The organism is Massilia agri (assembly GCF_024753255.1).
GTDB lineage: Bacteria > Pseudomonadota > Gammaproteobacteria > Burkholderiales > Burkholderiaceae_D > Telluria > Telluria agri.
This window is the reverse complement of the sequence record NZ_JANUHA010000013.1, coordinates 57,241-83,041: the sequence shown is the minus strand read 5'-3', so window position 1 is coordinate 83,041 and position 25,801 is coordinate 57,241. Positions and strand designations below refer to the sequence as shown.

The following is a 25,801-nucleotide window of genomic DNA, read 5'->3' as shown; positions in this document are numbered from 1 at the left end:
ACATAAATATGATTGGATCAGCATCGCACTTTGTCTTACGATTGCGTTACAACAATACCGGAGACAAGGTAATGACCATCACTCGCAGAACCCTCCTGGGTAGCGTCGCGGCCTGTGCAATCGCTGTCGCGATGCCTGCCCACGCCGCCAAACCCCTCACCATCGGCTTCTCCCAGGTCGGCGCCGAAAGCGAATGGCGCACCGCCAACACCACCTCGATCAAGAACGCCGCCAAGGCGGCCGGCGTCAACCTGAAGTTCGCCGACGCCCAGCAGCGCCAGGAGAACCAGGTCAAGGCCATCCGCTCCTTCATCGCCCAGCGCGTCGACGTGATCGCCTTTTCGCCGGTCGTCGAATCCGGCTGGGACACCGTGCTGCGCGAAGCCAAGGCCGCCAAGATCCCGGTCATCCTGACCGACCGCTCGGTCAAGGTCAGCGATCCCTCGCTGTACGTGAGCTTCATCGGCTCGGACTTCGTGGAAGAGGGCCGCCGCGCCGCGCGCTGGCTTGTCGAGCACCAGAAGAAGAACCCGAACCGCAGCTACAACATCGTCGAGCTGCAGGGCACCGTCGGCTCGGCGCCGGCGATCGACCGCAAGGCGGGCTTCCTCGAGGTCATCAAGGACAACCCGAAGCTGAAGATCATCCGCTCCCAGACCGGCGACTTCACCCGCGCCAAGGGCAAGGAGGTGATGGAAGCCTTCCTGAAATCCGAAGGCAAGAACATCACCGTGCTCTACGCGCACAACGACGACATGGCCATCGGCGCGATCCAGGCCATCGAGGAAGCGGGCCTGAAGCCGGGCAAGGACATCCTGGTGGTGTCGATCGATGGCGTGCGCGGGGCGTTCGAGGCCATGTTGCAGGGTAAGCTCAACGTCACCGTGGAGTGCAACCCGCTGCTCGGGCCGCAGCTGATCCAGACCGCCCAGATGGTCAAGGCGGGCAAGCCGGTGCCGAAGCGTATTACCGTGAACGAGGGTGTGTTCCCAGCTGAAGTCGCGGCCAAGGAATTCCCGAACCGTAAATACTGAGGCGGCCATGCTCGCCTCGACCACCGTGGCGCCGGTCCTGGAAGTGACCGGCATCCACAAGCAATTCCCGGGCGTGAAGGCGCTGTCGGATGCGGGCCTGCGCCTGTTCCCCGGCGAAGTCCACACGCTGATGGGCCAGAACGGCGCCGGCAAGTCGACCCTCATCAAGGTCCTCACCGGCGTCTACCAGCCCGAGCGCGGCAGCATCCATCTCGATGGCCGCGCGATCGCGCCTACTTCCACCCAGGACGCCCAGGAACTCGGCATCAGCACGGTCTACCAGGAGGTGAACCTGTGCCCGAACCTGTCCGTCGCCGAGAACATCTTCATTGGACGCTATCCGCGCCGCTTTGGCATGATCGACTGGCGTGGCATGCGCCGCCAGGCCGCTGAACTGCTGAAGCGCCTGCAGATCGACGTCGACGTCGCCAAGCCTTTGGCAAGCTATCCGCTGGCGATCCAGCAGATGGTGGCGATCGCGCGCGCGCTGAACATCTCGAGCAAGGTCCTGATCCTCGACGAGCCCACCTCCAGCCTGGACGAGAATGAAGTCCAGCTGCTGTTCTCGGTGCTGCGCGGCCTGCGCGAACAGGGCATGGCGATCCTGTTCGTCACCCACTTCCTCGACCAGACCTATGCGATCTCGGACCGCATCACCGTGATGCGCAACGGCGAGCGCGAAGGCGAGTACCTGTGCAGCGAGCTGTCGCGCCTGGCCCTGGTCAACAAGATGATCGGGGCGCCGGCCGAAGCGCAAGAGGAAGCCGGCAGCGCCTGTGCCGAAGCAGGAACGCACCTTGACACCTTCCTGCGCACAAAGGCACTGGCGCGCAAGGGCGTGCTGAACCCGATCGACCTCGAGATCCGCAAGGGCGAGCTGCTCGGCCTTGCCGGCCTGCTCGGTTCCGGCCGCACCGAGACGGCGCGCCTGCTGTTCGGAGCGGACAAGGCCGACAGCGGCGCCATCGAGATCGACGGCCGCAGCCACGTGTTCTCCACGCCGCGCGACGCTATTCAAGAGGGCATCGGCTTCTGTTCGGAAGACCGCAAGCACGAAGGGGCGATCCTGGCCCTGTCCGTGCGCGAGAACCTGATCCTGGCGCTGCAGGCGCGCCAGGGACTGCTGCGCGCGATCCCGATGCGGCGCCAGCAGGAGCTCGCGGCCCACTATGTCAAACAACTGGGGATCAAGACGGCGAGCATCGAGACGCCGATCGGCACGCTGTCCGGCGGCAACCAGCAAAAGGTCTTGCTGGCGCGCTGGCTGGCTACCGAGCCGAAGCTGATGATCCTCGACGAACCGACGCGCGGCATCGACGTGCGCGCCAAGCAGGAAATCATGGATTACGTTACCACCCTGTGCCGCAAGGGCATGTCGATTCTGTTCATCTCGTCCGAGCTGCCCGAGGTGCTGCGCGTGAGCGACCGCATCGTCGTCATGCGCGACCGCAAGGCCTGTGGCGAGTACGGCCGCGGTGAGCTGGACGACAGCACCGTGCTGCACGTGATTGCCGGGGAGGGCTGCGCATGAACGCCGCCGTCAAGGAAGCGGTGCTTGAGAAGGCCAGGCCGGCCAGGCCGTCGGTCTTCCAGCATCCGCTGTTCCGTCCCCTTGCTGCGCTGGCCCTGCTGCTCCTGATCGACTTTCTCCTGATTCCCGGCTTCTTCCGCCTGGAGATCAAGGACGGCCACCTGTACGGCAGCCTGGTCGACATCGTCAACCGCGCCGCCCCGCTGATGCTGGCGGCGATCGGCATGACCCTCGTCATTGCCACGCGGGGCATCGACATCTCGGTGGGCGCCGTGGTGGCCCTGTCCGGGACGGTGGCCTCCATGCTCATCGGCGGCACCATGGTGATCAACAACGGCGTGCCCGAGTACGTGGCGCAGACGCCGATGGGGCTGGCGCTGCTGGCAGCCATGGGGGCGGCCCTGCTGTGCGGCCTATGGAACGGGGCGCTCGTCGCCGGCCTGGGCCTGCAGCCGATCGTCGCCACCCTGATCCTGATGGTGGCCGGACGCGGCCTGGCCCAGCTGCTCACCGACGGCCAGATCGTCACCGTCTACTACCAGCCCTTCTTCTTCCTGGGCAGCGGCTATCTCCTCGGCTTGCCCTTCGCGCTGTTCGTGGTGGTGGCGGTGTTCGCCGTGACCAGCCTGCTGCTGCGCCACACGGCGCTCGGCCTGTTCATCCAGGCGGTCGGCATCAACCCCGTGGCGGCGAGACTGAGCGGCATCCGCACCGCGGCCCTGATCGTCTTCGTCTACGTGTTCAGTGCGGCCTGCGCGGGCATGGCGGGATTGATGATCAGCTCGAACGTGAAGAGCGCCGATGCCAACAACGCCGGCCTGCTGCTGGAGCTGGACGCCATCCTGGCGGTGACGCTGGGCGGCACCTCGCTCGCGGGCGGCAAGTTCTCGCTGGTGGGCAGCATCATCGGGGCGCTGATCATCCAGACGCTCACCTATACCATCTATTCGCTGGGCGTCCCGCCCGAGGTCAATATGGTCGTCAAGTCGGTCGTGGTGTTCCTGGTCTGCATCTCGCAGTCCGACCAGTTCAAGAGCCTGGGAAAGAGGAGGGCGGCATGAAGCATGTCACCAATGCTCCCTGGTTCACCTCGGCGGCCACCGTGGTCCTGCTGGTGGCCATGCTGCTGGCCGGCGGCCAGGCCTACGACGGCTTCCTGTCGCTGCAGGTGATGCTCAATCTCCTGATCGACAACGCCTTCCTCCTGGTGCTCGCCATCGGCATGGGCGTCGTGATTCTCTCCGGCGGCATCGACCTTTCGGTGGGCGCGGTGCTGGCGCTGTCGACCATGGTGGCGGCCTGGCTGCTGCAGGTGGCGCAGTGGCCGCCGCTTGCCGTGATCGCGGTGGTGCTGCTGGGGGGCGCGGCTTTCGGGGGCTGCATGGGCGCCATCATCCATTTGTTCCGCCTGCAGCCCTTCATCGTCACGCTGGCCGGCATGTTCCTGGCGCGTGGCCTGTGCTACCTGATCAGCATCGAGTCGATCACCATCGAGGATCCGCTGTTCGTCGCGATGTCGCAGACCCAGCTGCCCTTCCTCGGCGGTTTCCTGTCCCCTGGCGCCCTGGTCGCGATCGGCATGCTGGTCCTGGCCGTGTGGATGGCGCATTACTCGTCCTTCGGGCGCGCGGTCTACGCCATCGGCGGCAACGAGCAGTCGGCCGCGATGATGGGCCTGGCCGTGGGACGCACCAAAGTGCTGGTTTATGCCTTCAGCGGCTTCTGCGCGGCGCTGGGCGGCTTGCTGTTCTCGTTCTACATGCTGTCGGGGTATGGGCTGCATGCGCAGGGCACCGAACTGGATGCCATCGCGGCGGTGGTCATCGGCGGCACCCTGCTCACCGGCGGCTATGGGTATGTACTGGGTGCGCTGTCGGGCGTGCTGGTGCTCGGCACCATCCAGACCCTGATCGCCTTCGACGGCACCCTGAGTTCGTGGTGGACCAAGATCGTGATCGGCGCGCTGCTGTTCGTGTTCTGCGTGGTGCAGCGCCTGATGGGCTTCCGCCAGAAGCAAAACTGATAAATAAACAAGGAGACGTGATGAACAAGATGTCCGCACTCGTGGCCGGACTGGCCGCTGCATTGGCTGCGCCCATGGCCCTGGCTTCCAACCCCATCGTGAAGGACATCTTCACGGCCGACCCGGCTGCGCTGGTCGACAAGGGCCGCGTCTACGTCTACGTCGGCAAGGACGAGGCGCCGGTCGGCGGCAAGGAATACGTGATGAACGAGTGGCGCGTGTACTCCAGCTGCGACATGAAGAAGTGGGTCGACCACGGCTCGCCGCTGCGCTACAGCACCTTCAAGTGGGCAGGCCGCGACGCCTGGGCATCCGACATCGTCAAGCGCAACGGCAAGTACTACTTCTATTCGACCGTGGACCACGCCACCCTCAAGAGCAAGGCGATCGGCGTGGCCGTATCAAGCAGCCCGACCGGGCCTTTCGTCGACGCGCGCGGCACCGCGCTGGTCACCAACGACATGACGAAGGAAAGCCCGATTCCCTGGGACGACATCGATCCGGCCGTCTTCATCGACGACGACGGCCAGGCCTATCTCTACTGGGGCAACACGGTTATGAAATACGCGAAGCTCAAGCCCAACATGATCGAGATCGACGGTCCGATCCATACCGTGGGCCTGGACAACTTCGTCGAGGCGGCCTACCTGCACAAGCACAAGGGAACCTACTACCTCTCGTACTCGCACAAATTCCCCGAAGAGACCGTGGTGATGAGCGGCCCGACGGCCACCGGCCCCTGGTCGTGGGGCGGGGTGATCATGGAGAAGAACAGCAACGTGAACACGATCCACCAGGCCATCGTCGAGTTCAATGGCAAGTCCTACATCTTCTACCATAACGGCAAGCTGCCGACCGGTGGCGAATACCGCCGCTCCGTGGCGGTCGAGGAACTGCGTTATGCCCCGGACGGGAAGATCCTGCCGGTCGCGCAAACGGCTGAAGGGCCGGCCGCCAACCCGTCACCGGGCTGCAAGTGATAGCTGCTGAACAGTTTTTTCTATCGAAGTGATATCGATACTGATATTATTTTCTGATGGATACAACAAACCCGAACTGGTTCCTGAAGGCGCGCCTCAAGACGCGCCAGCTGCTCCTCCTGATCGCGCTGGACGACTACCGCAACATCCACCGCGCGGCCGAGGAACTCCACATGACGCAGCCGGCGGCGTCCAAGCAGATCAAGGATCTGGAAGAGATGCTGGACGTGCGCCTGTTCGAGCGCCTGCCGCGCGGGATGGAGCCGACCATCTACGGCGAGACCATGATCCGCCATGCGCGCATGGCGCTCACCAGCCTCGCACTGGCGCACGACGACCTGGTGGCGCTCAAGGCCGGCCTGTCCGGGCAGGTCGAGGTGGGCGTCATCATGTCGCCCGCGATGGCGCTGCTGCCGCGTGCGATCGCGCGCATCAAGGAGCAGGCGCCGCTGCTGCGCATCGGCGTGCACCTGGAGCCCAGCAACGTCCTGCTCGACAAGCTGCAGCGCGGCACGCTCGACTTCATGATCGGCCGCATCCTGGAAAAGGAAGATTCGAGCGGCCTGGTGTACGAGGAGCTGACCGAGGAACCCGCCTGCGCCGTGGTGCGCCCCGGCCATGCGCTGCTCGAGGCGAAGGACCTGCGCCTGGAGGACATCGTCGACCGGCCGTGGATTTTGCCGCCGCCCGGCAGCATCCTGCGCCACCGCTTCGACATGATGTTCCGCCGCGCCGGCCTGCAGCCGCCCGCGAACGTGGTCGACACCACGGCGCTGCTGCTCATCACGACACTGCTGCAGCAGACCGACTCGCTGCACGTGATGCCGCTGGAGGTGGCGCAGTACTATGCGTCGCTGAACGTGATGCGCGTCCTGCCGATCGAACTGCCCTGTACGATGGATGCCTTCGGCATCATCCGCCAACAGGAGCACCTGCTGTCGCCGGGCGCCGAGCTGCTGCTCAAGCAGGTGAGGCTGGCGGCTTCCGAGATCTACTGAAGCGGTATCGTTCGCGCCAAAAAAGTGATTGGTTCGGTGCCGGCGTGGCGCCGTATCATGGGCAATCCATGCTATCCACGGACCCGCACATGACGAGAGTTTTCCGGTTCATCCTTGCCCTGGCGCTTGCCCTGGCCTTGCCCGCTTCGGCCGCCCCCGGCTTCGCCAATCCGCTCGTGCTGCAGCGCGCCGATCCGCACGTCACCCTGCACGCGGACGGCTATTACTACTACACGGCCACCGTTCCCGAATACGACCGCATCGAGCTGCGCCGCACCCGCGACCTGAACGTCCTGGGCAAGGCCGAGGCGAAGGTGGTCTGGCGCAAACACGCCAGCGGACCGATGAGCAGCCATATCTGGGCGCCGGAACTGCATCACATCGACGGCAAATGGTATCTGTATTTCACGGCCGGTCGCGCCGACGCGCCGTTCGACATCCGCCTCTACGTGCTCGAGAATGCAGCGGCCAATCCGCTAGAAGGGCAGTGGATCGAACGGGGACAGCTGAAGACGGGCTGGGAGTCGTTCGCGCTGGACGCGACCACCGTCGCGGTGAATGGACAGCGCTACCTGGCATGGACCCAGCGTCCGCCGACGGCCACGCGCCACATGACGGCGGTGTACATTGCCCGCATGGACTCGCCGCTCTCGATCACGGGCCCGGCCACCATGCTGACCACGCCCGAATATCCCTGGGAGAAGGAAGGACAGCACGTCAACGAGGCTCCCGCGGCCCTGGTCCGGCACGGCCGGGTGTTCCTGACCTATTCGGCGAGCGCCACCGATGCCAGCTACTGCCTCGGCATGCTGAGCGCGGCGGCCTCCGCCGACCTGACCGATCCGGCCGCATGGACCAAGTCGCCGCTGCCCGTGTTCCAGAGCAGCGCCGCGACCGGTCAGTATGGTCCGGGCCACAATGCGTTCACCACCAGCCCCGATGGCAAGACGGACATCCTGGTGTACCACGCCCGCGGCTACCGCGACATCAAGGGGGATCCGCTGCATGATCCGAACCGCCATACGCGGGCACAGGTGATCACCTGGCGGGCGGATGGGACGCCCGACTTCGGGCAGCCGGTGGCGGGCGTCAACCGGGGCCGGCAGGGGCGCTGACACGCTGCGCGGCGCCGGCGCGCCCGGCCAGCGTGGCGCCCAGGACGGCGCCGGCGGCCAGGCAGCCGGCGATGCACAGGGCGGCGACGGTGAAGGCATGGGCGAGCGCCGCCGGATCGTCGCGTGCGCCGAGGACGCCGTAGAACACGCCGCCGATCACGGCCACGCTGAGCGCGGTGCTCACCTGCAGGGTGGAGCTCGCAACGCCGGCGATCATTCCCGACAGGGCAGGGGAGACACGGCCCGTGATCATGCGCATCAGCGTCGGCAATCCGAGTCCCTGCCCGAAGCCGATGGCGAACAGCACGGCGGCCAGCGGCGCCGACTGCGGCGCCAGGCCGGCCGGACCGGCATCGACCAGCCAGGCCAGGCCGAGCAGTCCGGCGCTCTCCAGCGCCATGCCGGTCGGATTGACCCAGTCGCCGAGCAGGCGCCTGCAGGCCGGCGTGACGAGTGGTCCCAGCAGGAAACCCAGGCCGAAGGGCAGGAAGACCAGGCCGGCGTCCAGGGCGCTCGTGTGCAGCGCGTCCTGCAGGTAGACCGAGAACAGCAGGAAGAAGGAGCCGATCGAATAGAAGGACAGCGCGACCAGGAGGGCCCGGCCAAGGCCCGGCGCGCGCAGCGCCGCCGGGTCCAGCAGCGGCGCGCCGCCGGCGCGGGCAAGCCGGTGCTCGTGGCGCCAGAACACCCATGCCGCCACCGGCGCCGCCGCCAGCGACAGCCAGCACCAGAGCGGCCAGCCGGCTTCGCGGCCTTCGATCAGGGGCACGATCAAGAGGGCGAGCGCGAGCATCGACAACGCCGTGCCGCCCAGGTCCAGCCGGCCGCTGCGCCGTTCGCCCACGTTTTTCAGGAGCGGAACCCCGAATGCCGTGACCAGCACGGCCACCGGCAGGTTGGCCAGGAAGACCATGCGCCAGCCCATGCCGAACAGGTCGAGCGCGATGAGGATGCCGCCCAGCGCCTGCCCGATCACGGCGGCAAGCCCGAACACTGCGCCGTACAGGCTGAGCGCGCGCGGCTTCTCGGCTTCCGGGAAGATGGCCTGGACCGAGGCCAGCGCCTGCGGCGCCATGATCGCCGCCGTCACCCCCTGCAGGGCGCGGCCGGCGACCAGGCTCCACGGCGACCACGCCAGGCCGCACAGCAACGACGCCGCGGTGAAGCCGGCCAGCCCGATGAAGAACATGCGCCCGCGCCCGTACAGGTCGCCCATGCGCCCGCCGGTGATCAGGGTCACCGCATACAGCGCGGCATAGGAGGAAATCACCAGCTGTCCGGCCGAGGACGAGGCGCCCAGTTCGGCCCGGATCGACGGGAGCGCGACGTTGACGATGAAGAAGTCGAGCGGCGGCAGGAAGGATCCGGCCAGCAGGACGATGAACATCGCCCAGCGGCGCGGCTCGGGAGTGGGATGATGTGATGACATGACGGGCTTGCCTCGGTAATCGATTGCTTCCTGAGTAGAGAAAAATTCACTTCAGCCGGGAAGGCGTGCGGCCTGCTAGCGCATGCCTCCCGAACCCAGGATGATCTCGCCCGTCACCCACCTGGCGTCATCCGATGCCAGGTAGGAGACGATCGGCGCGATGTCCTGCACCTGGCCGATGCGGCCCAGCGGCGACTGCTGTTCGTACCAGGCATGGAAGTCGGAACCGATCACCCCGGCGGCCTGGGTGCCTTCGGTGTCGATCAGGCCGGGATTCACGGCATTGACCCGGATGCCGCGCGGGCCGAGCTCGCGCGCGAGCACGCCGGTGATGGCGTCGATCGCGCCCTTGCTGCCGGTATAGATGGCGCTCTCGGCCGGGAAGACACGCGTGACGTTGGAACCGATGTTGATGATGCTGGCGCCCTTTCCCAGGTGCGCAGCGGCGACGCCGGCGACCAGCAGCGGGCCGAGGACGTTGATGTCGAACTGCTGGCGATAGCGTTCTTCGGTCGTCTCTTCGATCCTGGCGAACTGGTAGATGCCGGCGTTGTTGACCACGATGTCCAGGCGCCCGAAGGCGCGGATGGCCGCATGGACCAGCGCTTCGACTTCCGTCCTGCGGGTGATGTCCGCGCCCACCGCCATGGCAACCCCGCCGGCGGCTTCGATGTCGGCGACCACCCGGTCCGCGGCATGCTGGTTCGCGGCATAGTTGACGACCACCCTGGCGCCGTCGGCGGCGAGCTGGCGGGCAATGCCCGCGCCGATCCCTTTGGAAGCGCCCGTGACGATCGCGACTTTGTCTTTTAACTTGTTCATGTTTTCAAACTCCAGGTAAGGGCCGGCGCAAGATTTGCCGGCACGACGAAAGACGCCATGGTGCGCCGTACAATCTTGTTTAGGAACTGACATGCATGTACATTTGGTGAACATTTTTGAACGGGGGAATGATGGAGTGGAGCGACGTCCGGATATTCCTGGCCGTGGTGCGCGGCGGATCGTACGGCGAGGCTGCGCGTACCCTCGGTGTGAGCCACCCGACGGTGGGGCGCCGCATCAAGGCGCTGGAAGACGAGGCAGAGCAGGCGCTGTTTCGCAGGACCAGGGAGGGCCTGGTGCTGACGGATGCCGGCGACACCGTGCTGGCCCTGGCGGAATCCATGGAGAATTCCGCGCTCGCCATGGAAAGGCGTCTGGCGGGTAACCACGAACGCCTGGAAGGCATCCTGCGCATCTCATCTGCAGAATGGTTTGCCGGCTATGTTCTTGCGCCCGTCCTGGCTGAACTGGCGCGCCGCCATCCGGCCGTCGTGCCGGAGGTGATCGGAAGCTACCGGCTGCTCAACCTGGCGCGCCGCGAGGCCGACGTGGCCTTTCGCCTCGTGCCTTTCACCGAACCGGACATCGTCCAGCGCCGGCTGATGAGCATTTCCTATGGCCTGTATGGTTCAGCCGAGAGCGCGCGGGCGATGGAAGACGATCCGGCGTCCGTCGGGCTGATCCTCATGAATACGGCGCAGTCCCACTTCCCGGATGTGGCCTGGCTGCTCGACAGGTTCCCGTCGTCGCGCCGTGTCTTCACGAGCACCAGCCGGGCCGTCCAGGCCCAAATGTGCCTGCGCGGCATGGGCATTGCAGTACTGCCGAGGCCATTGGGTGACGCGACCTCCGGATTGCAACGCATCGACATGCCGGACCAGCCTCCGGGGCGGGATATCTGGGTGGGATATCACCACGACCTGCGACATATGGACCGCCTGCGCGCGATGCTCGACATCGCCGATACGATGCTGTCGCAGCCGTTCAAGACGGGCTCGCCCAGGTTCTCGGGCGCCCGGCCGGCAGGCTCCGTGATCAAAAAGTGAAGACGCTGTAGCCGTCGGCGGCGATGCGGGCGATGCTGGGCAGGCCCGAGGTGCCCGGCACGCTGTTGTCGGTGATCAGGTCGAAGCCCGCCTTTTCCACTTCCTCGCGCGCCCCGAACACGTCGGCGCAGCCGCAGGACACGCCCACCACGCGGTCTTCGACCGCCTTGTACAGCGCATGGATCGGATGCGCGGCGTTGGCCAGCACCCCCGGCCAGCGGGTGCCGGTGCCCTGGAAGTAGATGCCGACTTCGACGTCCTGCTGCTTGAAGTCGTAGGCGGCGGCCAGGCCGTTGAACATGCGGCCCAGGGCTTCTTCGCCGGCTTTCGGGTCGGACAGGATGATAATGGCTGCTTTCATGCTTGTTCTCCTTGTGGATTTGTTTGGTCCGTCGCTTCGCGCAGCGGATGAATCCATTCTAGGCATGCCGCCTGGGGAGAAAAACCATGCAGCTTTCAATACATTATTTCGCCAGCTGAAATAGTCGGGGCCGGATCGACATCGACAGTCCGCCTTTCGTCCCCGCTGCGCAGCGCCAGTTCGATCACCCGCACCACGTCGAGCGCATCTTCCGGCAGCACGGGCACCTGCGCGTCATGGGCGATCGCCTCGTACATGCCGCGATAGAAGGCCAGGTAGTCGCCCGGGAGGGTCTCGACGGTCCGGGGCGCACCAATAGCCGGCGTGACGGTCGCCCAGTCGGCCGGCGCATCGTGGCCGAAGCCGGGGTCGCCCGGCCGCTGGCCCAGTTTCAGTGCGTTTTCCTGAGGGTCGATGCCGTACTTGACGAAGCTGCCGTGCGCTCCATGCACCTGGTAGCGCGGACCGGGGGCACGCACCAGCGCACCGGCATGCAGTACGGATGTGGTGGCGCCGTGGTCCAGGACCAATTCGAAGGCGTCTTCGACCCGGGCGCCCTGGCGCTGGACCGCGAGGTGGGCCGTGACCGAGCGCGGCACGCCGAACAGCTGCAGCGCCTGGTCGATCAGGTGCGGACCGAGGTCCCACAGCACGCCGGCGCCCGGCTGCGCTTCTTCCTTCCAGCGCGCCTTCACCTGCGGCGCATAGCGGTCGAAGTGGGCGCGGAAGGTATGGATCGCGCCCAGCTCGCCCGATTCCACCGTGCGGCGCAGGGTGAGGAAATCGCCGTCCCAACGGCGGTTCTGGTAGACGCTGAGCCGCAGGCCCCGCTGGCGCGCCAGTGCGAGCAGTTCTTCGCCTTCGGCGCAAGACAGCACGAAGGGCTTGTCCACCACCACGTGCTTGCCGGCCTGCAGCGCGGCCTTGGCCAGGGCGTGGTGGCTCGCATTCGGCGTGCACACGACGACCAGCGCAATGGCGGGGTCGTCCAGCATGGCTTGCGGCGTGTCGTCCAGCCGCACGCCGGGATAGGCGCCGAGCGCCTCGGCCTGCGCGCTGCGGCTGGCGATCCGCGCCAGCCGCAGGCCGGGAACGGCGGCGATCATCGGTGCGTGAAAGATGGAGCCGCCCAGGCCGAAGCCGATGAGTCCTACCGAGTATTGTTGCATGCCTGCTCCTGCGAGTGAGTCGTCGAGGGATTCTACGTGGACTTGCCCGACCATGCGGACGCGCCTTTGCGGCGGTATTCGCCGGGCCCGATGCCATGACTGCGCTTGAAGACCCGGTGGAAGGCCGCTTCCGACTGGTAGCCGACGGTTTCGGCGATCTCGCCGATGGACACCGTGTCGCGTGCCAGCGCGATCGCCGCCTGCGCCATGCGCAGTTCGGTCAGCACCGCGGCGGGCGTCTGCCCCGCCACCTGGCGGAACACGCGCGCGAAGGTGGCGCGCGACATGAAGCATGCCGCCGCGAGATCCTCGACCAGCCAGGGCCGGCCCGGAGACTGCAGCATGCGCTGCATCGCCGCGCCGAGGCGCCGGTCGGCCAGCAGTGCCAGCAGTCCGGGCATGACCGCATTGTCGTCGAGCCACGCCCTCATCAGGAGTGCGAACAGCGCGGAGGACAGGTGCGAGACGACGGTGGACGAACCGGGGCGCGCCTGGTCCGTTTCGCTTCGCAGCATCATCATGAGCGCATGCAGGCCGGAGAAGTCCGGCCGGTTCGCGGTGCGCACCACGATCACCGGCGGCAAGGCGCGCTGCAGCACGCGCCGTGCGTTGTCGTCGAACACGAAGCGCCCGCACAGGATGCCGGTCAAGGGGCCGTCGCCCTCGTTCGCTTTCCAGCGGACCAGGTCCGGGCCGGGAACATCGTGCGGCGTGCTTGCCTGCGCGGGCGGCCCGGCATGCAGGCGATGTGCGCCGCCGTGGGGAAAGACGATGATGTCGCCGGTTGAAAGCTCGAGGCGCTCCCCGTCCGGCAGGTCGACCGAGGCGGCGCCGTCGATGATCAGGTGATAGGGCGCCGAGCCGGGCGCCGCGGCGGCTTCCTCCAGGACCCAGGGAGCGGCCAGGCTGCAGCGGATGTCCAGCGAGGTATGCAGCGAAAACAGGGAAAGCAGGCGGCTCAGCGTATCCATGTGCATGAAGATGAAAATGGGATTGCCATGGCCCGGGCGCTGTCGACAGCGCGGTACACGGCAGAGACGACCATTCTAAATGGGAAGCAGGGCGTGCGACATCATGCCCATCCCGGGCTTCGGGTGACTTCACTACGCATCGGTCAGCGATGCGTGTGAGGGTGAGACGATCGAGCAGTTTTCGGCGTGTTTCGGGCATTCATCTTCCAGGTCGCCAGTCCTACACTGGTTTCCATGCCAGCGAACAAAAAGGCTGGCAGCCAACGACAAACACTGAAAGGAAACCATCATGTCCCGTCTGCATACCGTCCGGATCGACCAGGCCACCGGCCACGCCGCCCAACTGTTCGGCGCCATCAAATCCTCGATCGGCATGGTCCCGAACGCCTACGTCACGATCGGCTCGAACAGCACGGTCGCCCTCGAAGCGGCGCTGAACCTCGACGGCGCCCTGCGCAAGGGCAGCCTGTCGCAGAAGCAGATCGAAGTCGTCAAGCTGGCCGTCAGCGCCGTCGCCGAATGCGACTACTGCCTGGCCGCCCACTCGCTGATGGGCAAGCACGCCGGCCTGAGTGTCGAGGCGATCCGCGCCATCCGCACCGCCAGCCCGACCGGCGACGCCGCCATCGACGCCCTCGCGGCCTTCGCGCGGCGCCTGGTACGCACGGTGGGCACGGTCCCGGCCGCGGTGCTGGACGAGGTCAAGGCGGCCGGCTACAGCGATGCGCAGGTGGTCGACACGTTACTGGCGGTGGCCAGCATCACCTTCACCAACCTGCTGAACCGGGTCAACGACACCATCGTCGACTTCCCGGCGGCGAACTGAAATCCGCATCGATCTCGACGACCCCGCCGCGCTGGAGCGCGGCGGGAAGCCCGGCGCCCTGCTGCAGACGGACCGGCCGGCGTTCCTTCGTGCGAAATAATGAATTGCGGCCTGCATCATTCCACAGGGCCGTCCGATTCGACAGAATGCATCTCACGACAACCAGGCAAGGCCCGCAGGCCGGCCGGCACACGGGAGAGGGCGGCATGACGACGACATCGGTCTACCACGAAGGCGAACGCAGCGTGCAACAATCCGCCGGCGAGGTCGCCATCGCCGAGCGCAACGGCACGGTCATCGCGAACACCATTCTCGGCGGCGCCCGGCCCTTCCTGCAGAAGCAGTCGATGGCGGTGCTGGCCAGCGTCGACGCCGCCGGCGCGCCCTGGGCCACGCTGCTGTTCGGCGAATCCGGCTTCATCCACGCCGACAGCGCCGCCGCGATCGCGATCGACGTGCCGGAGGAGCGGCGCGACCCGCTCGACCCGTTCTGGACCAACGTCGCCGCCAACCCGGCGCTCGGCATGCTGTTCATCGAACTGGGATCGCGCCGCCGCTACCGCATCAACGGCGACCTGACGCGCCTGGACGCCGGGGGCTTCGAGGTGGCGGTGCGCGAAGCCTATCCGAACTGCCCCAAGTACATCCAGCGCCGCCAGCTGCGCGGCATGGACGGCGCCACGCTGCCGGCCCTGCTGGGCGAGGGCAGGACGCTGGACGGCGAGGTGCGCGACATCGTGCGCCGCGCCGACACCCTGTTCGTGGCCAGCAACCACCCGCGGACCGGGGCCGACGCCTCGCACCGCGGCGGCAATCCCGGCTTCGTCCAGGTGCCCGGGGACGGCCTGCTGCGCATGCCGGATTACGCCGGCAACAGCCTGTTCAACACCTTCGGCAACCTGGTGCTGGATCCGCGCGTCGGCCTGTGCATTCCCGATTTCGACGGGCAGCGGCTGCTGCAGATCAGCGGCCGGGCGCGCATCCTGCACGGCCAGGACGATCCGCTTGGCCTCACCGGCGGCACCGGGCGCTTCTGGGAGATCGAGGTCGAGCGCTGGCTGCTGCGCCGCACCCCGCGCCGGCTCGAGTGGGAATACCTCGATGCATCGCCCTTCAATCCGGCCACCGCGGAGGCATGACCATGCGCTACCTGATCGACGCCATCATCCCGCACGGCCCGGCCGTGAAGGAATTCCGCCTCGCCCCGCTCGGCGGCGCCGCGCTGCCGCCCTGGCAGCCCGGCGCCCACGTGGAGCTGCGCTTCGAAGCGCGCAGCGGCGCCGGCCACGCCAACGCCTACTCCGTGGTGGGCGAGGTGGACGGCAGGCTGCGCATCGCGGTGCAGCGCGAGGAGCGCGGCCGTGGCGGTTCACGCGTGCTGCACGACGAGTTCGCGCCGGGCATGGAGCTGGAGGTCGGCGCGCCGCGCGACAGCTTCAGGCTGCACCCGGGCGCCGTCCGCACCGTGCTGATCGCCGGCGGCATCGGCATCACGCCGATCCTGCCGATGGCGCGCGCGCTGGACGCCGCCGGCGCCGACTATGCATTGCATTACCTGGCGCACGACCGCGAGCGCCTGGTGCTGGCCGGGGACTGGCAGGCGCTCGGCGCAGGGCGCGTACGCACCTACGCCACCGGCGTGGACGGCCGTCCCGACCTGCAAGCCCTGGTCGGCCCCTGGCGGGAAGGCTGCGAGCTGCATGCCTGCGGCCCGGTGGCGCTGCTGGAAGCGATCCGCGCCGCCGCCACGGCGCAGGGCTGGCCGCAGCGGCACATCCGCTTCGAAAGCTTCGGCGCGCGCGCCCAGGCCCAGGACAGGCCGCTGCGCGTGCACCTGCTCCAGAGCGGCATGACCCTCGACGTCGCGCCCGGCGCCTCGATCCTGGACGCCATGATCGATGCCGACGTGTTCGTCTCCTATGAGTGCAAGCGCGGCGAATGCGGCAACTGCTACGCCGGCGTGGTCTCCGGCGCGCCCCTGCACCGCGACGTCTGCCTCACGCCCGCCCAGCGCGCGCAGGGGATGACCCCGTGCGTGTCCTGGGCCGCCACGCCCGAACTCGAACTCGATTTGTAAGCCACCACTGAAAGAGGTATCCCATGACGTCAAGCGCCGAAGTCCGTCCTCCGCTCCCACCCTTCACCCGTGCATCCGCCATCGAGAAAGTGCGCCTGGCCGAAGACGGCTGGAACACCCGCGATGCCGCCAGGGTGGCGCTGGCCTACAGCCTCGACACCCACTGGCGCAACCGCGCCGAGTTCTGCAATGGCCGCGACGAAGCGCGCGCCTTCCTCGAACGCAAATGGAAGAAGGAGCTCGAGTACCGCCTGATCAAGGAGCTGTGGGCCTTCACCGACAACCGCATCGCCGTGCGCTACGCCTACGAGAGCCGCGACGACTCGGGCAACTGGTACCGTTCCTACGGCAACGAGAACTGGGAGTTCGGACCGGACGGCCTGATGGTCAACCGTTACGCATGCATCAACGATATGCCGATCAAGGAAGAGGAGCGCAAGTTCCGCTGGCCGCTCGGCCGCCGCCCGGACGACCATCCGGGCCTGTCCGATCTCGGGCTGTGAACGATGGCGGGCCTCAGTCGAGGTGGGGGTGGGCCTTGAGTTCCCCGGCAAGCAGGTCGATGAAATTGCGCACCTTGGACGAGCCGAATTTGCTCTCGCGGTGCACCAGGTGCACCGGCCACGGCGCCTCCTCGTGATCGGCCAGCACGATCTTCAGGCGGCCCGCCGCCAGCTCGTCCGCGATCTGGTAAGACAGCAGCCGGCAGATGCCAAGGCCCATGACGGCGGCCGCGATGGCGGCGTCGTTGCTGGTGACCGTCAGTCGCGGCCGCAGGCGCACCATGGTGGGGTCGTCGTCCGCCCCGAACTTCCACTCGACCCGGGGCGTGACGCCGCTCGCCGCGACGATGGTGTGGCGCAGCAGCTCGTCCGGATGCCGCGGCACGCCGTGCCTGGCCAGGTATTCGGGCGAGGCGCACAGCACGCGCCGCACCTGGCCCACCCGCACGGCCTTCAGGCTGGAGTCGGGCAGGTGGCCGATGCGCACCGCCACGTCGATGCCTTCCTCCACCAGGTTGACGACGCGGTCGAGGAACAGCGCCGAGACCTCGACCTCCGGGTACGCTTTCAGGTAGCGCACGATGCCGGGCATCACGAAGGTCTTGCCGAACAGGACCGGAGCCGTGACCGACAGATTGCCCTTCGGGGCCGAGTTGACGCCGGCCGCGGCCTCGTTGGCTTCCGCGATGCTGGACAGGATGTTGCGGCTATCGTCCAGGTAGCGGCGGCCGGCCTCGGTCAGGCGCACGTTGCGGGTGGTGCGCAGCAGCAGCTTGACGCCGAGCTTTTCTTCCAGCGCGGCGATCGCGCGCGTCACCGCTGCCGGGGACAGGTCGAGACGGCGCGCCGCCGCGGCAAAACCCTCTTCTTCGCCGACCGCGACGAATACGCTCATCAAATGAACCTGGTCCACCCATTTCTCCATGCGAAAGCGTCACCAGCATCACACGCCGGTTCCATCGCTCTGCATTATTTCGGAAAATGGAAAGAGCAGCAATCCTGGCGGCGGGATGGCTTTACTGGTGCGGCTGCCCGTTGGAGGCCATCAGTCCGTTATCCACCGGCAGGTTCACCCCGGTGATGAGGCGCGCATCCTCGCTCGCCAGGAAGGCCATCGCCGCCGCGACACCTTCCGGATCTTCCGGCGCGCCGAGCGGCATCCGCTTCCTGAATTCGGCGACCAGCTCGGGATCGCTCACCATGTCCTCGGTCATCCGGGATACCGTGAAGCTCGGATTGACCGCGTTGACCCGCACGCCATCCTTCGCCGCATCCATCGCCATCGCGCGCACCATATTGCTGACGGCGCCCTTCGAGGTGTTGTAGGCGAACAGCTCCCAGTCTCCGCCCAGTCCCGACACCGAGGAGGTCATCACGATCGAGCCGCGCGTCTTGACGAGTTCGGGCATCGCCGCCTTGGCCATGTGGAAGTAGCCGGCCACGTTGACTGCCATGACGCGTGCGAAGTCGTCTTCGCTCGTGTGCATGATGTCGCCTTCGGTCGCCATGCCGGCATTGTTAATGAGGATATCCAGCCTGCCGAAGGAGTCGACAGCCGCCTTGACCGCGGCGACGGCGGTCGCCTTGTCGGCCGTATCGCCGACCTGCACCAGGACACGGTCCTGGGCAAGCCCGGCGACCGCCTTGCGAAGCGTGGCTTCGTCGATATCGAGCATGACAACGCGCGCACCCTCGTCGAGGAAGCGGCGGGCGCAGGCAAGTCCGATGCCGGAAGCGGCGCCAGTGACAAGTACGGTCTTTTCCCTGAAACGATTCATCCTGCGTCTCTCCTGTAAGTGACGTGAGCGGGTAGGTGGAAACGAACTTATCACAGCCGCGCGAATGCGGTTTTTTGATTTCCACGTGTCTACTCAAGCGTGCTATATTGATTTGGCAACGTTTCCAATTTCGGTTGCGTTCCAATGAGAGGAGACCCACGACAATGTATAAACCCATGCTGATGCTCCGCAGCGCCGTGTTGACGGTACTGCTGGGCGCCATCCATTCCCATGCCATGGCCGGGGAAGCAGCCGGCGCCGTGCAGGCCTGGCTGACCACCGGCGACCAGGCCAAGCTGATGGCACGCGCCCCTGACGCGAAGTTCAGCCGCGCCGCGCCGGCAGCCACCGTGATCGACATCGATCCCGCCAAGCGCTTCCAGGAAATACAAGGCTTCGGCGCCTCGATCACCGACGCCTCGGCCTTTCTCATCCAGCAGCGCATGAAGCCGGCGCAGCGCGACAAGCTGATGCGCGAGCTGTTCGGCCGCAATCCCGGCCTCGGCATGTCCTTCACCCGCCTGACCATCGGCGCCTCGGATTTCTCGCAGAGCCATTACAGCTTCGACGACATGCCGGCAGGCGAGCGTGATCCGGAATTGAAACGCTTCTCCATCGACCCGCACCGGGCTACCGTGCTGCCGACCGTGAAACAGGCGCTGGCGATCAATCCGCAACTGAAGGTGATGGCTTCGCCCTGGAGCGCGCCGGGCTGGATGAAGAGCAGCGACAGCCTGATCAAGGGCTCGCTCAAGCCGGAAGCCTACGACGCCTTCGCCCGCTACCTGGGCCGCTACGTGGGCGCCATGCAGAAGGAGGGGGTGCCGATCTTCGCGCTGACGCTGCAGAACGAGCCGCACTTCGAGCCTGCCGACTACCCGGGCATGCGCGTCGATCCGCCGAGCCGCGCCGCTTTCATCGGCGGCCACCTCGGCCCCTTGCTGGCGCGCGAGCACCCCGGCACCACGGTCTTCGACTGGGACCACAACTGGGACGAACCCCAGTCGCCGACGGCCGTGCTGGCCGATCCGGCCGCCGCCAGGTATGTCAGCGGGGTCGCCTGGCACTGCTATGCGGGCAATGTGGCCGTGCAGGCCCAGGTGCACGCGCGTTTCCCGGACAAGGACACCTGGTTCACGGAGTGCTCGGGCGGACGCTGGGCCATGGACTGGGCCAAGAACCTGATGTTCTTCACCCGCACCCTCGTCATCGACACCACGCGCGGCTGGGCGCGCGGCGTCCTGCTGTGGAACCTGGCGCTGGACGAGAAGGACGGCCCGCACCTGGGCGGCTGCAAGGACTGCCGCGGCGTCGTGACCATCGATTCGCGCACCGGCGAAGTGACGCGCAACGTGGAGTACTACGCGCTTGCCCACGCCAGCCGCTTCGTGCTGCCGGGCGCGCAGCGGGTCCAGTCGAGCGAAGCAGCAGGGGAGCTGTCGAACGTCGCCTTCCGCAACCGCGACGGCTCGCTCGCCCTCGTCGTGGCCAATGGCGCGCCACAGGAACAGACCTTCTCGGTCCGCATGAAAGGGCAGAGCTTCCGCTATACCTTGCCGGGCATGAGCGTCGCCACTTTCGCCTGGGGCGGCAAACCCTGAAACGCGACAGCCGGTGTGAATTGCATTGACATCGTATTCACAGCGGCGCAATAATGAGCTCGGCAGGTTGGCAACGTTTCCAAAAAATTTTCCAGCAGGTTGGCAACGTTTCCATCCCCGCCGGCAGGTGTGCAGTGAAACCAGGCAGCAAGACGTTCCCAGATAGCGTCCTCGTTTGGCAGCGTTTCCAAAACAAGACACAGAATAACAATTCAGGAGACCCACATGACTCGAATTCGCAACGCCCGTGGCGCCGATGCGGCCGTCACCCATGCAATCCGCTTGCGCCCCATCGCCGCCGCCTGCGCACTCTGCCTGTGGAGCGCATCGGCGCAAGCCCAGTCCCAGGCCCCATCGCAGGAAGGCGTCCCGTCCCAGGTGGTCGTGACCGGGATCCGCGGCAGTATCGAAACGTCGATCGCGATCAAGAAGGAATCGGACTCGATCGTCGAAGCGATCACCGCCGAAGACATCGGCAAGCTGCCGGACCAGTCGATCGCGGAATCGATCGCGCGCCTGCCCGGCCTGACCGCGCAGCGCGTGGCCGGCCGCGCCCAGGTGATCTCCCTGCGCGGCCTGGCGCCGGACTTCGGCGTCACCCTGCTCAACGGCCGCGAACAGACCAGCACCAGCAACGATCGCAGCGCCGAATTCGACCAGTACCCGTCCGAGCTGCTCAGCGGCGTGGTGGTCTACAAGACGCCCGACGCCAACATGACGGCGGCCGGCCTGTCCGGCACCATCGACCTGCGCACCGTGCGTCCGCTCGACCGCAAGGGCCGTACCATCGCCGTCAATGTGCGTGGCGAGCATAACAGCAATGGCGAACTCAATAGCGGCTGGTCGACCCGCGGCAAGCGCGTCTCGGTGTCCTACATCGACCAGTACCTGAACAACACCCTGGGCCTGGCCATCGGCTACGCCCACCTCGACACGCCGGGCCAGCAGAAGGAATACAAGTCCTGGTGGTGGGGCACCGAGAACAATCTCCCGGCCGGGATGGAGGACGTGGTCGCGCTGAAGGGCGCCGAAGTCACCTCGACCTCGCGCAAGCAGGTGCGCGACGGCCTGATGGCGGTCGTCGACTGGAAGCCGAGCCGCGACCTGCGTTCCACCCTCGACCTGTACTACTCGCAGTTCGACCAGGAAGAGGTCATGCGCGGCATGATGTGGAACTCGCACCAGTGGAGCGCGGTCACCTACCGCGATCCCCAGGTCGAGACCATCGGCGGCGTGCGCCTGCTCACCGGCGGCAGCCTGGTCAACCTGGAACCGATCGTGCGCAACGACTACAACGAGCGGCGCGACGAGATGGGCGCCCTGGGCTGGAATACGAAGCTGCGCCTCAACGATCGCTGGTCGGTCGACGGCGACCTGTCCTGGTCCACGGCCAAGCGCCGCGAAACGACCTCGGAGACCTATGCCGGCCTGGGACCGGCCAATTCAGGCGTCACCGACAACGATTTCAAATTCCGCATCCCGGTCGGCGCCGGCCTGCCGCAGTTCACGCCGAGCATCGACTTCACCAACCCCGGCATCATCAGGCTGACCGACGTCGGCGGCTGGGGCCACGACGCCACCATGCACCACCCGCGTGTCGAAGACCGCCTGGGCGCGGCTAAGCTGAACGTGCGCGGGGAGCTCGACGGCTTCTTCAGCAATGTGCAGGCGGGCCTGAGCTACTCCAAGCGCGACAAGTCGCACGAAGACGTCTCGCAGACCTATTGGCTGAAGAACGACCGGGCGTTGACGACCGTCCCGGCCGACATCATCCAGCCGACCACCTCGCTGGCCTGGGCCGGCATTCCCGGCGTGCTCTCCTTCGACCCGCGCGCCGCGATCGACCGCTTCTACGTCAAGCGACCGGTCGATACCGACGTGGCCCAGCAGGACTGGGCGGTGAGCGAGAAGCAGGCCATCGGCTACCTGCGCCTCGGCATCGACACCGACCTGGGCAACGTGCCGCTGCGCGGGAACATCGGCGTGCAGTACGTCCACGTGAACCAGGATGCGCAGGGCAAGGCGGTGAGCAACAACGTGATCACGCCGCTCTCCGACGACCACTCCTACAACGACGTCCTGCCGAGCGTGAACCTGAACTTCGACCTCGGCCACTACCTGCACGACACCTATATGCGCATGGGCGTGGCCAAGACCGTCGCGCGGCCCCGCATGTCCGACATGCGCGCCGGCGTGTCGGCCGGCGTCGACCAGACCACGCGCATGTGGAACGGCAGCGGCGGCAATCCGCAGCTGGAGCCGTGGCGCGCGAACTCCTTCGACCTCTCGCTCGAGCACTACCTGGGCAAGGGCAGCTATGTATCGGCCGCCTACTTCTTCAAGGACCTCAAGAGCTACATCTACAACCAGCAGCGCCCCTTTGACTTCACCGGCTTCCCGAACTCGAGCGCCGTGGTGCCGCTGACGAACATCGGCACCATCAACCAGCCGGCCAACGGGCAGGGCGGTTTCGTGCGTGGCGTCGAACTCAGCGGATCCCTGCAGTTCGGCATGCTGTGGCAGCCCCTGGACGGCTTCGGCGTGCAGGCCAGCGTCTCCGGCACCGAGAGCTCGATCAGCCCGAACGGACCGGGCACCACGGAAAAGCTGCCGGGCCTGTCCGGCGTGGTCCGCAACATCACGCTGTTCTACGAGAAGCACGGCTTTTCGGCGCGCGTGGCCCAGCGCTACCGCTCCGCCTTCCGCGGCGAGGTCACGGGCCTGTTCGCCCAGCGCGCCTTCAGCGAGATCATGGCGGAGGACCAGATCGACATCCAGCTGGGCTACGAGTTCCAGAGCGGCCCATGGAAGAACCTGTCCCTCATGCTGCAGGTGAACAACCTGGGCAACGAACCTTACCAGACCAAGCAGGGCAGCCCCTTCGCCAGCGGCGCCTATGCGCCCGAGCGCTACACGACCTACGGTCGCCAGGTCCTGTTCGGCGTGAACTATAAACTGTAAAAGGAGAGCGAATGACGACCAGACGAAACGCGATGCGCGTGGTGTGCGGGATGGCCCTGACGATGATGGGAGCGGCGGCGGGTGCGCAGGGGACCAGCGCCACCTGGCAGGTGGTGACCACCGCGCAGGGCGGCGGCCAGCGCTTCGCCGTGCAGGCGCTCGGCGCGCCGCGCCCGGCCGGGCAGCCGATGGAAACCGAGACCGCGGTGTTTGTCGATACGCGCCAGCGCTACCAGGAAGTGTTCGGCTTCGGCGGCGCCGTGACCGATGCGGTGGCCGAGGTCTATGCGAAGCTCACTCCAGCCGCGCAGCAGGCCTACCTGAAGGCCTACTTCGACCCGCGCGAAGGCCTGGGCTACAACGTGCTGAGAACGACGATCCACAGTTCGGACTTCAGCAGCGGCAGCTACACCTACGTCAAGGACGGCGACCGCAGCCTGGCTTCCTTCAGCATCGAGCACGACATGTGCCACCGCGTGCCGCTGCTGCGCGCCTCCCTGGCCGCCGCCAGGGCGCAGGGAACGCAGATGCGCGTCTTCGCCAGCCCCTGGAGCGCGCCGGCCTGGATGAAGTCGAACAAGAACATGCTGCAGGGCGGCAGCCTGCTGCCGGAGAACCGTGACCTGTGGGCGAACTACATCGTCAAGTTCGTCCAGGCCTACGAAAAGGCGGGCATTCCCTTGTGGGGCCTGTCGGTGCAGAACGAACCGATGGCCAGGCAGCGCTGGGAATCGATGATCTACACCGCCGAGGAAGAGACGCGTTTCCTGGGCGACCACCTCGGGCCGGCGCTCACGCGGGCCGGGATGAAGGACAAGAAGATCATCGTCTGGGACCACAACCGCGACCTGCTGCCGCAGCGTGCCGCCCACATCCTGTCGGACCCGAAGGCGCGGCCCTACGTCTGGGGCATCGGTTTCCACTGGTACGAGACCTGGGCCAAGGGCCAGCCTATGCACCGCAACGTCGCCGCCGTGCACGCGGCGTATCCCGACGTGCCGCTCCTGATGACCGAGGCGACCGTCGAGAAGTTCGATCCGGCGAGGTTGCAGGACTGGGCCAACGGCGAGCGCTACGGCAGCGAGATCATGGCCGACCTGAACGCCGGGGCGGCAGGGTGGATCGACTGGAACATGCTGCTCGACAGCCGCGGCGGACCCAACCACGTGGGCAACTACTGCTTCGCGCTGCTGCACGCGAGCGACGACGGCCAGCTGGTCTACACGCCGAGCTACGCCTACATGGGCCACTTCACCCGCTACATCAAGCCGGGGGCGAGGCGCGTGGGCGCCACCACCAGCCGCAGCACGCTGGACACGGTGGCCTTCCGCAATCCGGACGGCGCCCTGGCGATCGTGGTGATGAACCGGACCGACGGGGCGCAGCGCTATCGGCTGCAGGTCGATGGCGCCGAGGTGGCGGTGGACATTCCGGCCCGCGCCATCCAGACTGTGCTACGTTAACCGGAGAAGAAGCAGGGGAGGACCGTGGCGACGATCAAGGATGTGGCCCGCATGGCGGGGGTGGGGACCGGGACCGCGTCGCGCGTGGTGCGCGGCAAGGGCTCGGTGTCGCCCGACAAGCTGGAGCGGGTCAGGCAGGCCATCGACGCGCTGGGCTACCGGCCCTCGCACACGGCGCGCTCGCTGCTGTACGGGCGCTCGCGCATGATCGGGGTGTACATCCCGATGCTGTCGGGGACCTTCTATACCGCCATCCTGAAGATCATCGACGCCGAGCTGCGCGGCGCCGGCCTGCACATGATGATCGGCTTCGGCACCGGCAAGGGCGAGGCTCGGCGCGAAGCGGTCGACGGCGTGAACCTGCTGCTCGAGCGCGGCTGCGACGGGGTGATCGTGCTCACCAGTCCCCTGCAGGAAGAAGACCTGGCGCTGTTCGGCGAGCGGCGCCGCCGCCTGGTCGCGCTGAACTACGACGTCAAGAGCATCCCCGGGCAGTGCTTCACGGTGGACCACGTGCTGGGAGGGCGCCTGGCGGCGCGGGCGCTGCTCGAGCACGGGCACCGCGAGATCGCCGTGCTGGCCGGTCCCTGGGCGGTGCAGGACAACGTCGAGCGCATCGAAGGCTTCATGTGCGAGCTGGAAGCCGCCGGCATCGACACCGGCGCCATGTGGGTGAGCGAGGCCGACTTTTCCTCCAGCGCGGGCTGGTCGGCCGCCCACGAGCTGCTGGCCTCGAACACCAGCTTCACGGCCCTGTTCTGCGCCAACGACGAAATGGCCCTCGGCGCGATTTCCTGTTTCTACGAAGCGGGCCTGCGCGTGCCGAACGATGTCTCCGTGATCGGCTACGACGATGCGCCCAGCGCCGCCTATTCGGCGCCGCCCCTGACGTCCGTGCGCATACCGTGGCGCGAGATGACGGCCAGCGCCGTTGCCGAGCTGCTCAATCTGTGCGACGGCGGCCGGCGTCCGGTGGTGCGCGAATTCCCGGTCAGCCTGGCGCTGCGGGCTTCGCTTGCGCGACCGCGGGAACGCGCCACGGCAAGGTTCAAGGAATAGTTCGACGTCCGGTATCGCTCGTGGGCCGCAGCGCGACGTGCAGGGTGTTCCGCG

The 25,801-nt window shown here is 66.9% G+C and carries 23 protein-coding genes; 16 read left to right on the top strand and 7 right to left on the bottom strand.

The window, feature by feature from the left end; genetic code table 11:
- The first annotated feature begins 71 nt into the window (after positions 1–71).
- From NX780_RS17585 to NX780_RS17555, 7 genes are all read left to right on the top strand, one after another.
- Positions 72–1,034 carry an ABC transporter substrate-binding protein gene (locus tag NX780_RS17585; protein ID WP_258829180.1) on the top strand — a complete coding sequence of 321 codons (963 nt, stop codon included), beginning with the start codon at positions 72–74 and terminating at the stop codon, positions 1,032–1,034.
- Positions 1,035–1,041: 7 nt separating this feature from the next.
- Entirely contained in the window at positions 1,042–2,565 is a 1,524-nt protein-coding gene (locus tag NX780_RS17580) for a sugar ABC transporter ATP-binding protein (protein WP_258829179.1), read from the top strand.
- On the top strand, positions 2,562–3,626 hold the full coding sequence (locus NX780_RS17575) for an ABC transporter permease (RefSeq protein ID WP_258829178.1): 1,065 nt from the start codon (positions 2,562–2,564) through the stop codon (positions 3,624–3,626). Before NX780_RS17580 ends, NX780_RS17575 begins: the two co-directional genes overlap by 4 nt.
- Positions 3,623–4,588, top strand: a complete 966-nt coding sequence (gene yjfF, locus NX780_RS17570; protein ID WP_258829177.1) for a galactofuranose ABC transporter, permease protein YjfF — start codon at positions 3,623–3,625, stop codon at positions 4,586–4,588. The genes NX780_RS17575 and yjfF overlap by 4 nt, the downstream gene beginning before the upstream one ends.
- A gap of 20 nt (positions 4,589–4,608) precedes the next feature.
- On the top strand, positions 4,609–5,568 hold the full coding sequence (locus tag NX780_RS17565) for a glycoside hydrolase family 43 protein (protein ID WP_258829176.1): 960 nt from the start codon (positions 4,609–4,611) through the stop codon (positions 5,566–5,568).
- A 56-nt stretch (positions 5,569–5,624) separates the two neighbouring features.
- Positions 5,625–6,566 carry a LysR family transcriptional regulator gene (locus NX780_RS17560; protein WP_258829175.1) on the top strand — a complete coding sequence of 314 codons (942 nt, stop codon included), beginning with the start codon at positions 5,625–5,627 and terminating at the stop codon, positions 6,564–6,566.
- Positions 6,567–6,655: 89 nt separating this feature from the next.
- On the top strand, positions 6,656–7,681 hold the full coding sequence (locus tag NX780_RS17555) for a glycoside hydrolase family 43 protein (protein ID WP_258829174.1): 1,026 nt from the start codon (positions 6,656–6,658) through the stop codon (positions 7,679–7,681).
- Here the strand turns inward: NX780_RS17555 and NX780_RS17550 are convergent.
- Together NX780_RS17550 and NX780_RS17545 are read right to left on the bottom strand one after the other, a co-directional pair.
- On the bottom strand, positions 7,656–9,110 hold the full coding sequence (locus tag NX780_RS17550; RefSeq protein WP_258829173.1) for an MFS transporter: 1,455 nt from the start codon (positions 9,108–9,110) through the stop codon (positions 7,656–7,658). The genes NX780_RS17555 and NX780_RS17550 overlap by 26 nt on opposite strands.
- A 75-nt stretch (positions 9,111–9,185) precedes the next feature.
- A complete protein-coding gene (locus tag NX780_RS17545) occupies positions 9,186–9,932 on the bottom strand; it encodes a glucose 1-dehydrogenase (protein ID WP_258829172.1) in 747 nt (248 codons plus the stop codon).
- A 131-nt stretch (positions 9,933–10,063) separates the two neighbouring features.
- Here NX780_RS17545 and NX780_RS17540 point away from each other — a divergent pair, with 131 nt between their 5' ends.
- Positions 10,064–10,978 carry a LysR family transcriptional regulator gene (locus NX780_RS17540; protein WP_258829243.1) on the top strand — a complete coding sequence of 305 codons (915 nt, stop codon included), beginning with the start codon at positions 10,064–10,066 and terminating at the stop codon, positions 10,976–10,978.
- Here NX780_RS17540 and NX780_RS17535 read toward each other — a convergent pair.
- The 3 genes from NX780_RS17535 to NX780_RS17525 all read right to left on the bottom strand — a co-directional run bounded on the left by NX780_RS17535 (position 10,968) and on the right by NX780_RS17525 (position 13,479).
- The gene (locus NX780_RS17535) at positions 10,968–11,339 is read right to left on the bottom strand and encodes a DsrE family protein (RefSeq protein WP_258829171.1); all 372 of its coding nucleotides are present in this window, start codon (positions 11,337–11,339) and stop codon (positions 10,968–10,970) included. The two genes, NX780_RS17540 and NX780_RS17535, sit on opposite strands and share 11 nt — an antisense overlap.
- Positions 11,340–11,434: 95 nt before the next feature.
- Positions 11,435–12,508, bottom strand: coding sequence for an oxidoreductase (locus NX780_RS17530; RefSeq protein WP_258829170.1), 1,074 nt, complete (start codon positions 12,506–12,508; stop codon positions 11,435–11,437).
- A 32-nt stretch (positions 12,509–12,540) separates the two neighbouring features.
- Positions 12,541–13,479: an AraC family transcriptional regulator gene (locus NX780_RS17525; protein ID WP_258829169.1), complete on the bottom strand. Its 939-nt coding sequence runs from the start codon at positions 13,477–13,479 to the stop codon at positions 12,541–12,543.
- Positions 13,480–13,768: 289 nt separating this feature from the next.
- Here NX780_RS17525 and NX780_RS17520 point away from each other — a divergent pair, with 289 nt between their 5' ends.
- The 4 genes from NX780_RS17520 (at position 13,769) to NX780_RS17505 (ending at position 16,885) form a co-directional block, all read left to right on the top strand.
- Complete coding sequence (locus tag NX780_RS17520) at positions 13,769–14,305, top strand: carboxymuconolactone decarboxylase family protein (protein WP_258829168.1); 537 nt, start codon at positions 13,769–13,771, stop codon at positions 14,303–14,305.
- A gap of 206 nt (positions 14,306–14,511) precedes the next feature.
- Entirely contained in the window at positions 14,512–15,444 is a 933-nt protein-coding gene (locus NX780_RS17515) for a pyridoxamine 5'-phosphate oxidase family protein (RefSeq protein ID WP_258829167.1), read from the top strand.
- Positions 15,445–15,446: 2 nt separating this feature from the next.
- Positions 15,447–16,382, top strand: coding sequence for a PDR/VanB family oxidoreductase (locus tag NX780_RS17510; protein ID WP_258829166.1), 936 nt, complete (start codon positions 15,447–15,449; stop codon positions 16,380–16,382).
- 23 nt (positions 16,383–16,405) lie between these two features.
- Positions 16,406–16,885, top strand: coding sequence for a nuclear transport factor 2 family protein (locus NX780_RS17505; RefSeq protein ID WP_258829165.1), 480 nt, complete (start codon positions 16,406–16,408; stop codon positions 16,883–16,885).
- Positions 16,886–16,898: 13 nt separating this feature from the next.
- On the opposite strand, the gene NX780_RS17500 is transcribed toward NX780_RS17505, so the two are convergent.
- Positions 16,899–17,798 (bottom strand): LysR family transcriptional regulator, encoded by a 900-nt coding sequence (locus NX780_RS17500; protein ID WP_258829164.1) that lies wholly within the window; start codon positions 17,796–17,798, stop codon positions 16,899–16,901.
- Positions 17,799–17,901: 103 nt separating this feature from the next.
- Positions 17,902–18,663, bottom strand: coding sequence for a meso-2,3-butanediol dehydrogenase (budC, locus tag NX780_RS17495; RefSeq protein WP_258829163.1), 762 nt, complete (start codon positions 18,661–18,663; stop codon positions 17,902–17,904).
- A gap of 176 nt (positions 18,664–18,839) precedes the next feature.
- Between budC and NX780_RS17490 the strand changes: the two genes are divergently transcribed.
- The 4 genes from NX780_RS17490 to NX780_RS17475 all read left to right on the top strand — a co-directional run bounded on the left by NX780_RS17490 (position 18,840) and on the right by NX780_RS17475 (position 25,747).
- Positions 18,840–20,264, top strand: a complete 1,425-nt coding sequence (locus tag NX780_RS17490) for a glycoside hydrolase family 30 protein (RefSeq protein ID WP_258829162.1) — start codon at positions 18,840–18,842, stop codon at positions 20,262–20,264.
- A 225-nt stretch (positions 20,265–20,489) separates the two neighbouring features.
- Complete coding sequence (locus NX780_RS17485) at positions 20,490–23,225, top strand: TonB-dependent receptor (RefSeq protein WP_258829161.1); 2,736 nt, start codon at positions 20,490–20,492, stop codon at positions 23,223–23,225.
- Positions 23,226–23,236: 11 nt separating this feature from the next.
- A complete protein-coding gene (locus NX780_RS17480) occupies positions 23,237–24,688 on the top strand; it encodes a glycoside hydrolase family 30 protein (RefSeq protein WP_258829160.1) in 1,452 nt (483 codons plus the stop codon).
- Positions 24,689–24,712: 24 nt separating this feature from the next.
- Positions 24,713–25,747, top strand: coding sequence for a LacI family DNA-binding transcriptional regulator (locus NX780_RS17475; protein ID WP_258829159.1), 1,035 nt, complete (start codon positions 24,713–24,715; stop codon positions 25,745–25,747).
- Positions 25,748–25,801: the final 54 nt, after the last annotated feature.

What these genes read in the sequence shown, in the direction of transcription:
- NX780_RS17525 (WP_258829169.1), bottom strand. Translation starts at nt 13,479, where the DNA reads ATGGATACGCTGAGCCGCCTGCTTTCCCTGTTTTCGCTGCATACCTCG.
- NX780_RS17505 (WP_258829165.1), top strand. Translation starts at nt 16,406, where the DNA reads ATGACGTCAAGCGCCGAAGTCCGTCCTCCGCTCCCACCCTTCACCCGT.
- NX780_RS17485 (WP_258829161.1), top strand. Translation starts at nt 20,490, where the DNA reads ATGACTCGAATTCGCAACGCCCGTGGCGCCGATGCGGCCGTCACCCAT.
- NX780_RS17510 (WP_258829166.1), top strand. Translation starts at nt 15,447, where the DNA reads ATGCGCTACCTGATCGACGCCATCATCCCGCACGGCCCGGCCGTGAAG.
- NX780_RS17580 (WP_258829179.1), top strand. Translation starts at nt 1,042, where the DNA reads ATGCTCGCCTCGACCACCGTGGCGCCGGTCCTGGAAGTGACCGGCATC.
- NX780_RS17515 (WP_258829167.1), top strand. Translation starts at nt 14,512, where the DNA reads ATGACGACGACATCGGTCTACCACGAAGGCGAACGCAGCGTGCAACAA.
- NX780_RS17550 (WP_258829173.1), bottom strand. Translation starts at nt 9,110, where the DNA reads ATGTCATCACATCATCCCACTCCCGAGCCGCGCCGCTGGGCGATGTTC.
- NX780_RS17545 (WP_258829172.1), bottom strand. Translation starts at nt 9,932, where the DNA reads ATGAACAAGTTAAAAGACAAAGTCGCGATCGTCACGGGCGCTTCCAAA.
- NX780_RS17530 (WP_258829170.1), bottom strand. Translation starts at nt 12,508, where the DNA reads ATGCAACAATACTCGGTAGGACTCATCGGCTTCGGCCTGGGCGGCTCC.
- NX780_RS17520 (WP_258829168.1), top strand. Translation starts at nt 13,769, where the DNA reads ATGTCCCGTCTGCATACCGTCCGGATCGACCAGGCCACCGGCCACGCC.
- budC (WP_258829163.1), bottom strand. Translation starts at nt 18,663, where the DNA reads ATGAATCGTTTCAGGGAAAAGACCGTACTTGTCACTGGCGCCGCTTCC.
- NX780_RS17555 (WP_258829174.1), top strand. Translation starts at nt 6,656, where the DNA reads ATGACGAGAGTTTTCCGGTTCATCCTTGCCCTGGCGCTTGCCCTGGCC.
- yjfF (WP_258829177.1), top strand. Translation starts at nt 3,623, where the DNA reads ATGAAGCATGTCACCAATGCTCCCTGGTTCACCTCGGCGGCCACCGTG.
- NX780_RS17540 (WP_258829243.1), top strand. Translation starts at nt 10,064, where the DNA reads ATGGAGTGGAGCGACGTCCGGATATTCCTGGCCGTGGTGCGCGGCGGA.
- NX780_RS17560 (WP_258829175.1), top strand. Translation starts at nt 5,625, where the DNA reads ATGGATACAACAAACCCGAACTGGTTCCTGAAGGCGCGCCTCAAGACG.
- NX780_RS17480 (WP_258829160.1), top strand. Translation starts at nt 23,237, where the DNA reads ATGACGACCAGACGAAACGCGATGCGCGTGGTGTGCGGGATGGCCCTG.
- NX780_RS17535 (WP_258829171.1), bottom strand. Translation starts at nt 11,339, where the DNA reads ATGAAAGCAGCCATTATCATCCTGTCCGACCCGAAAGCCGGCGAAGAA.
- NX780_RS17490 (WP_258829162.1), top strand. Translation starts at nt 18,840, where the DNA reads ATGCTGATGCTCCGCAGCGCCGTGTTGACGGTACTGCTGGGCGCCATC.
- NX780_RS17575 (WP_258829178.1), top strand. Translation starts at nt 2,562, where the DNA reads ATGAACGCCGCCGTCAAGGAAGCGGTGCTTGAGAAGGCCAGGCCGGCC.
- NX780_RS17585 (WP_258829180.1), top strand. Translation starts at nt 72, where the DNA reads ATGACCATCACTCGCAGAACCCTCCTGGGTAGCGTCGCGGCCTGTGCA.
- NX780_RS17565 (WP_258829176.1), top strand. Translation starts at nt 4,609, where the DNA reads ATGAACAAGATGTCCGCACTCGTGGCCGGACTGGCCGCTGCATTGGCT.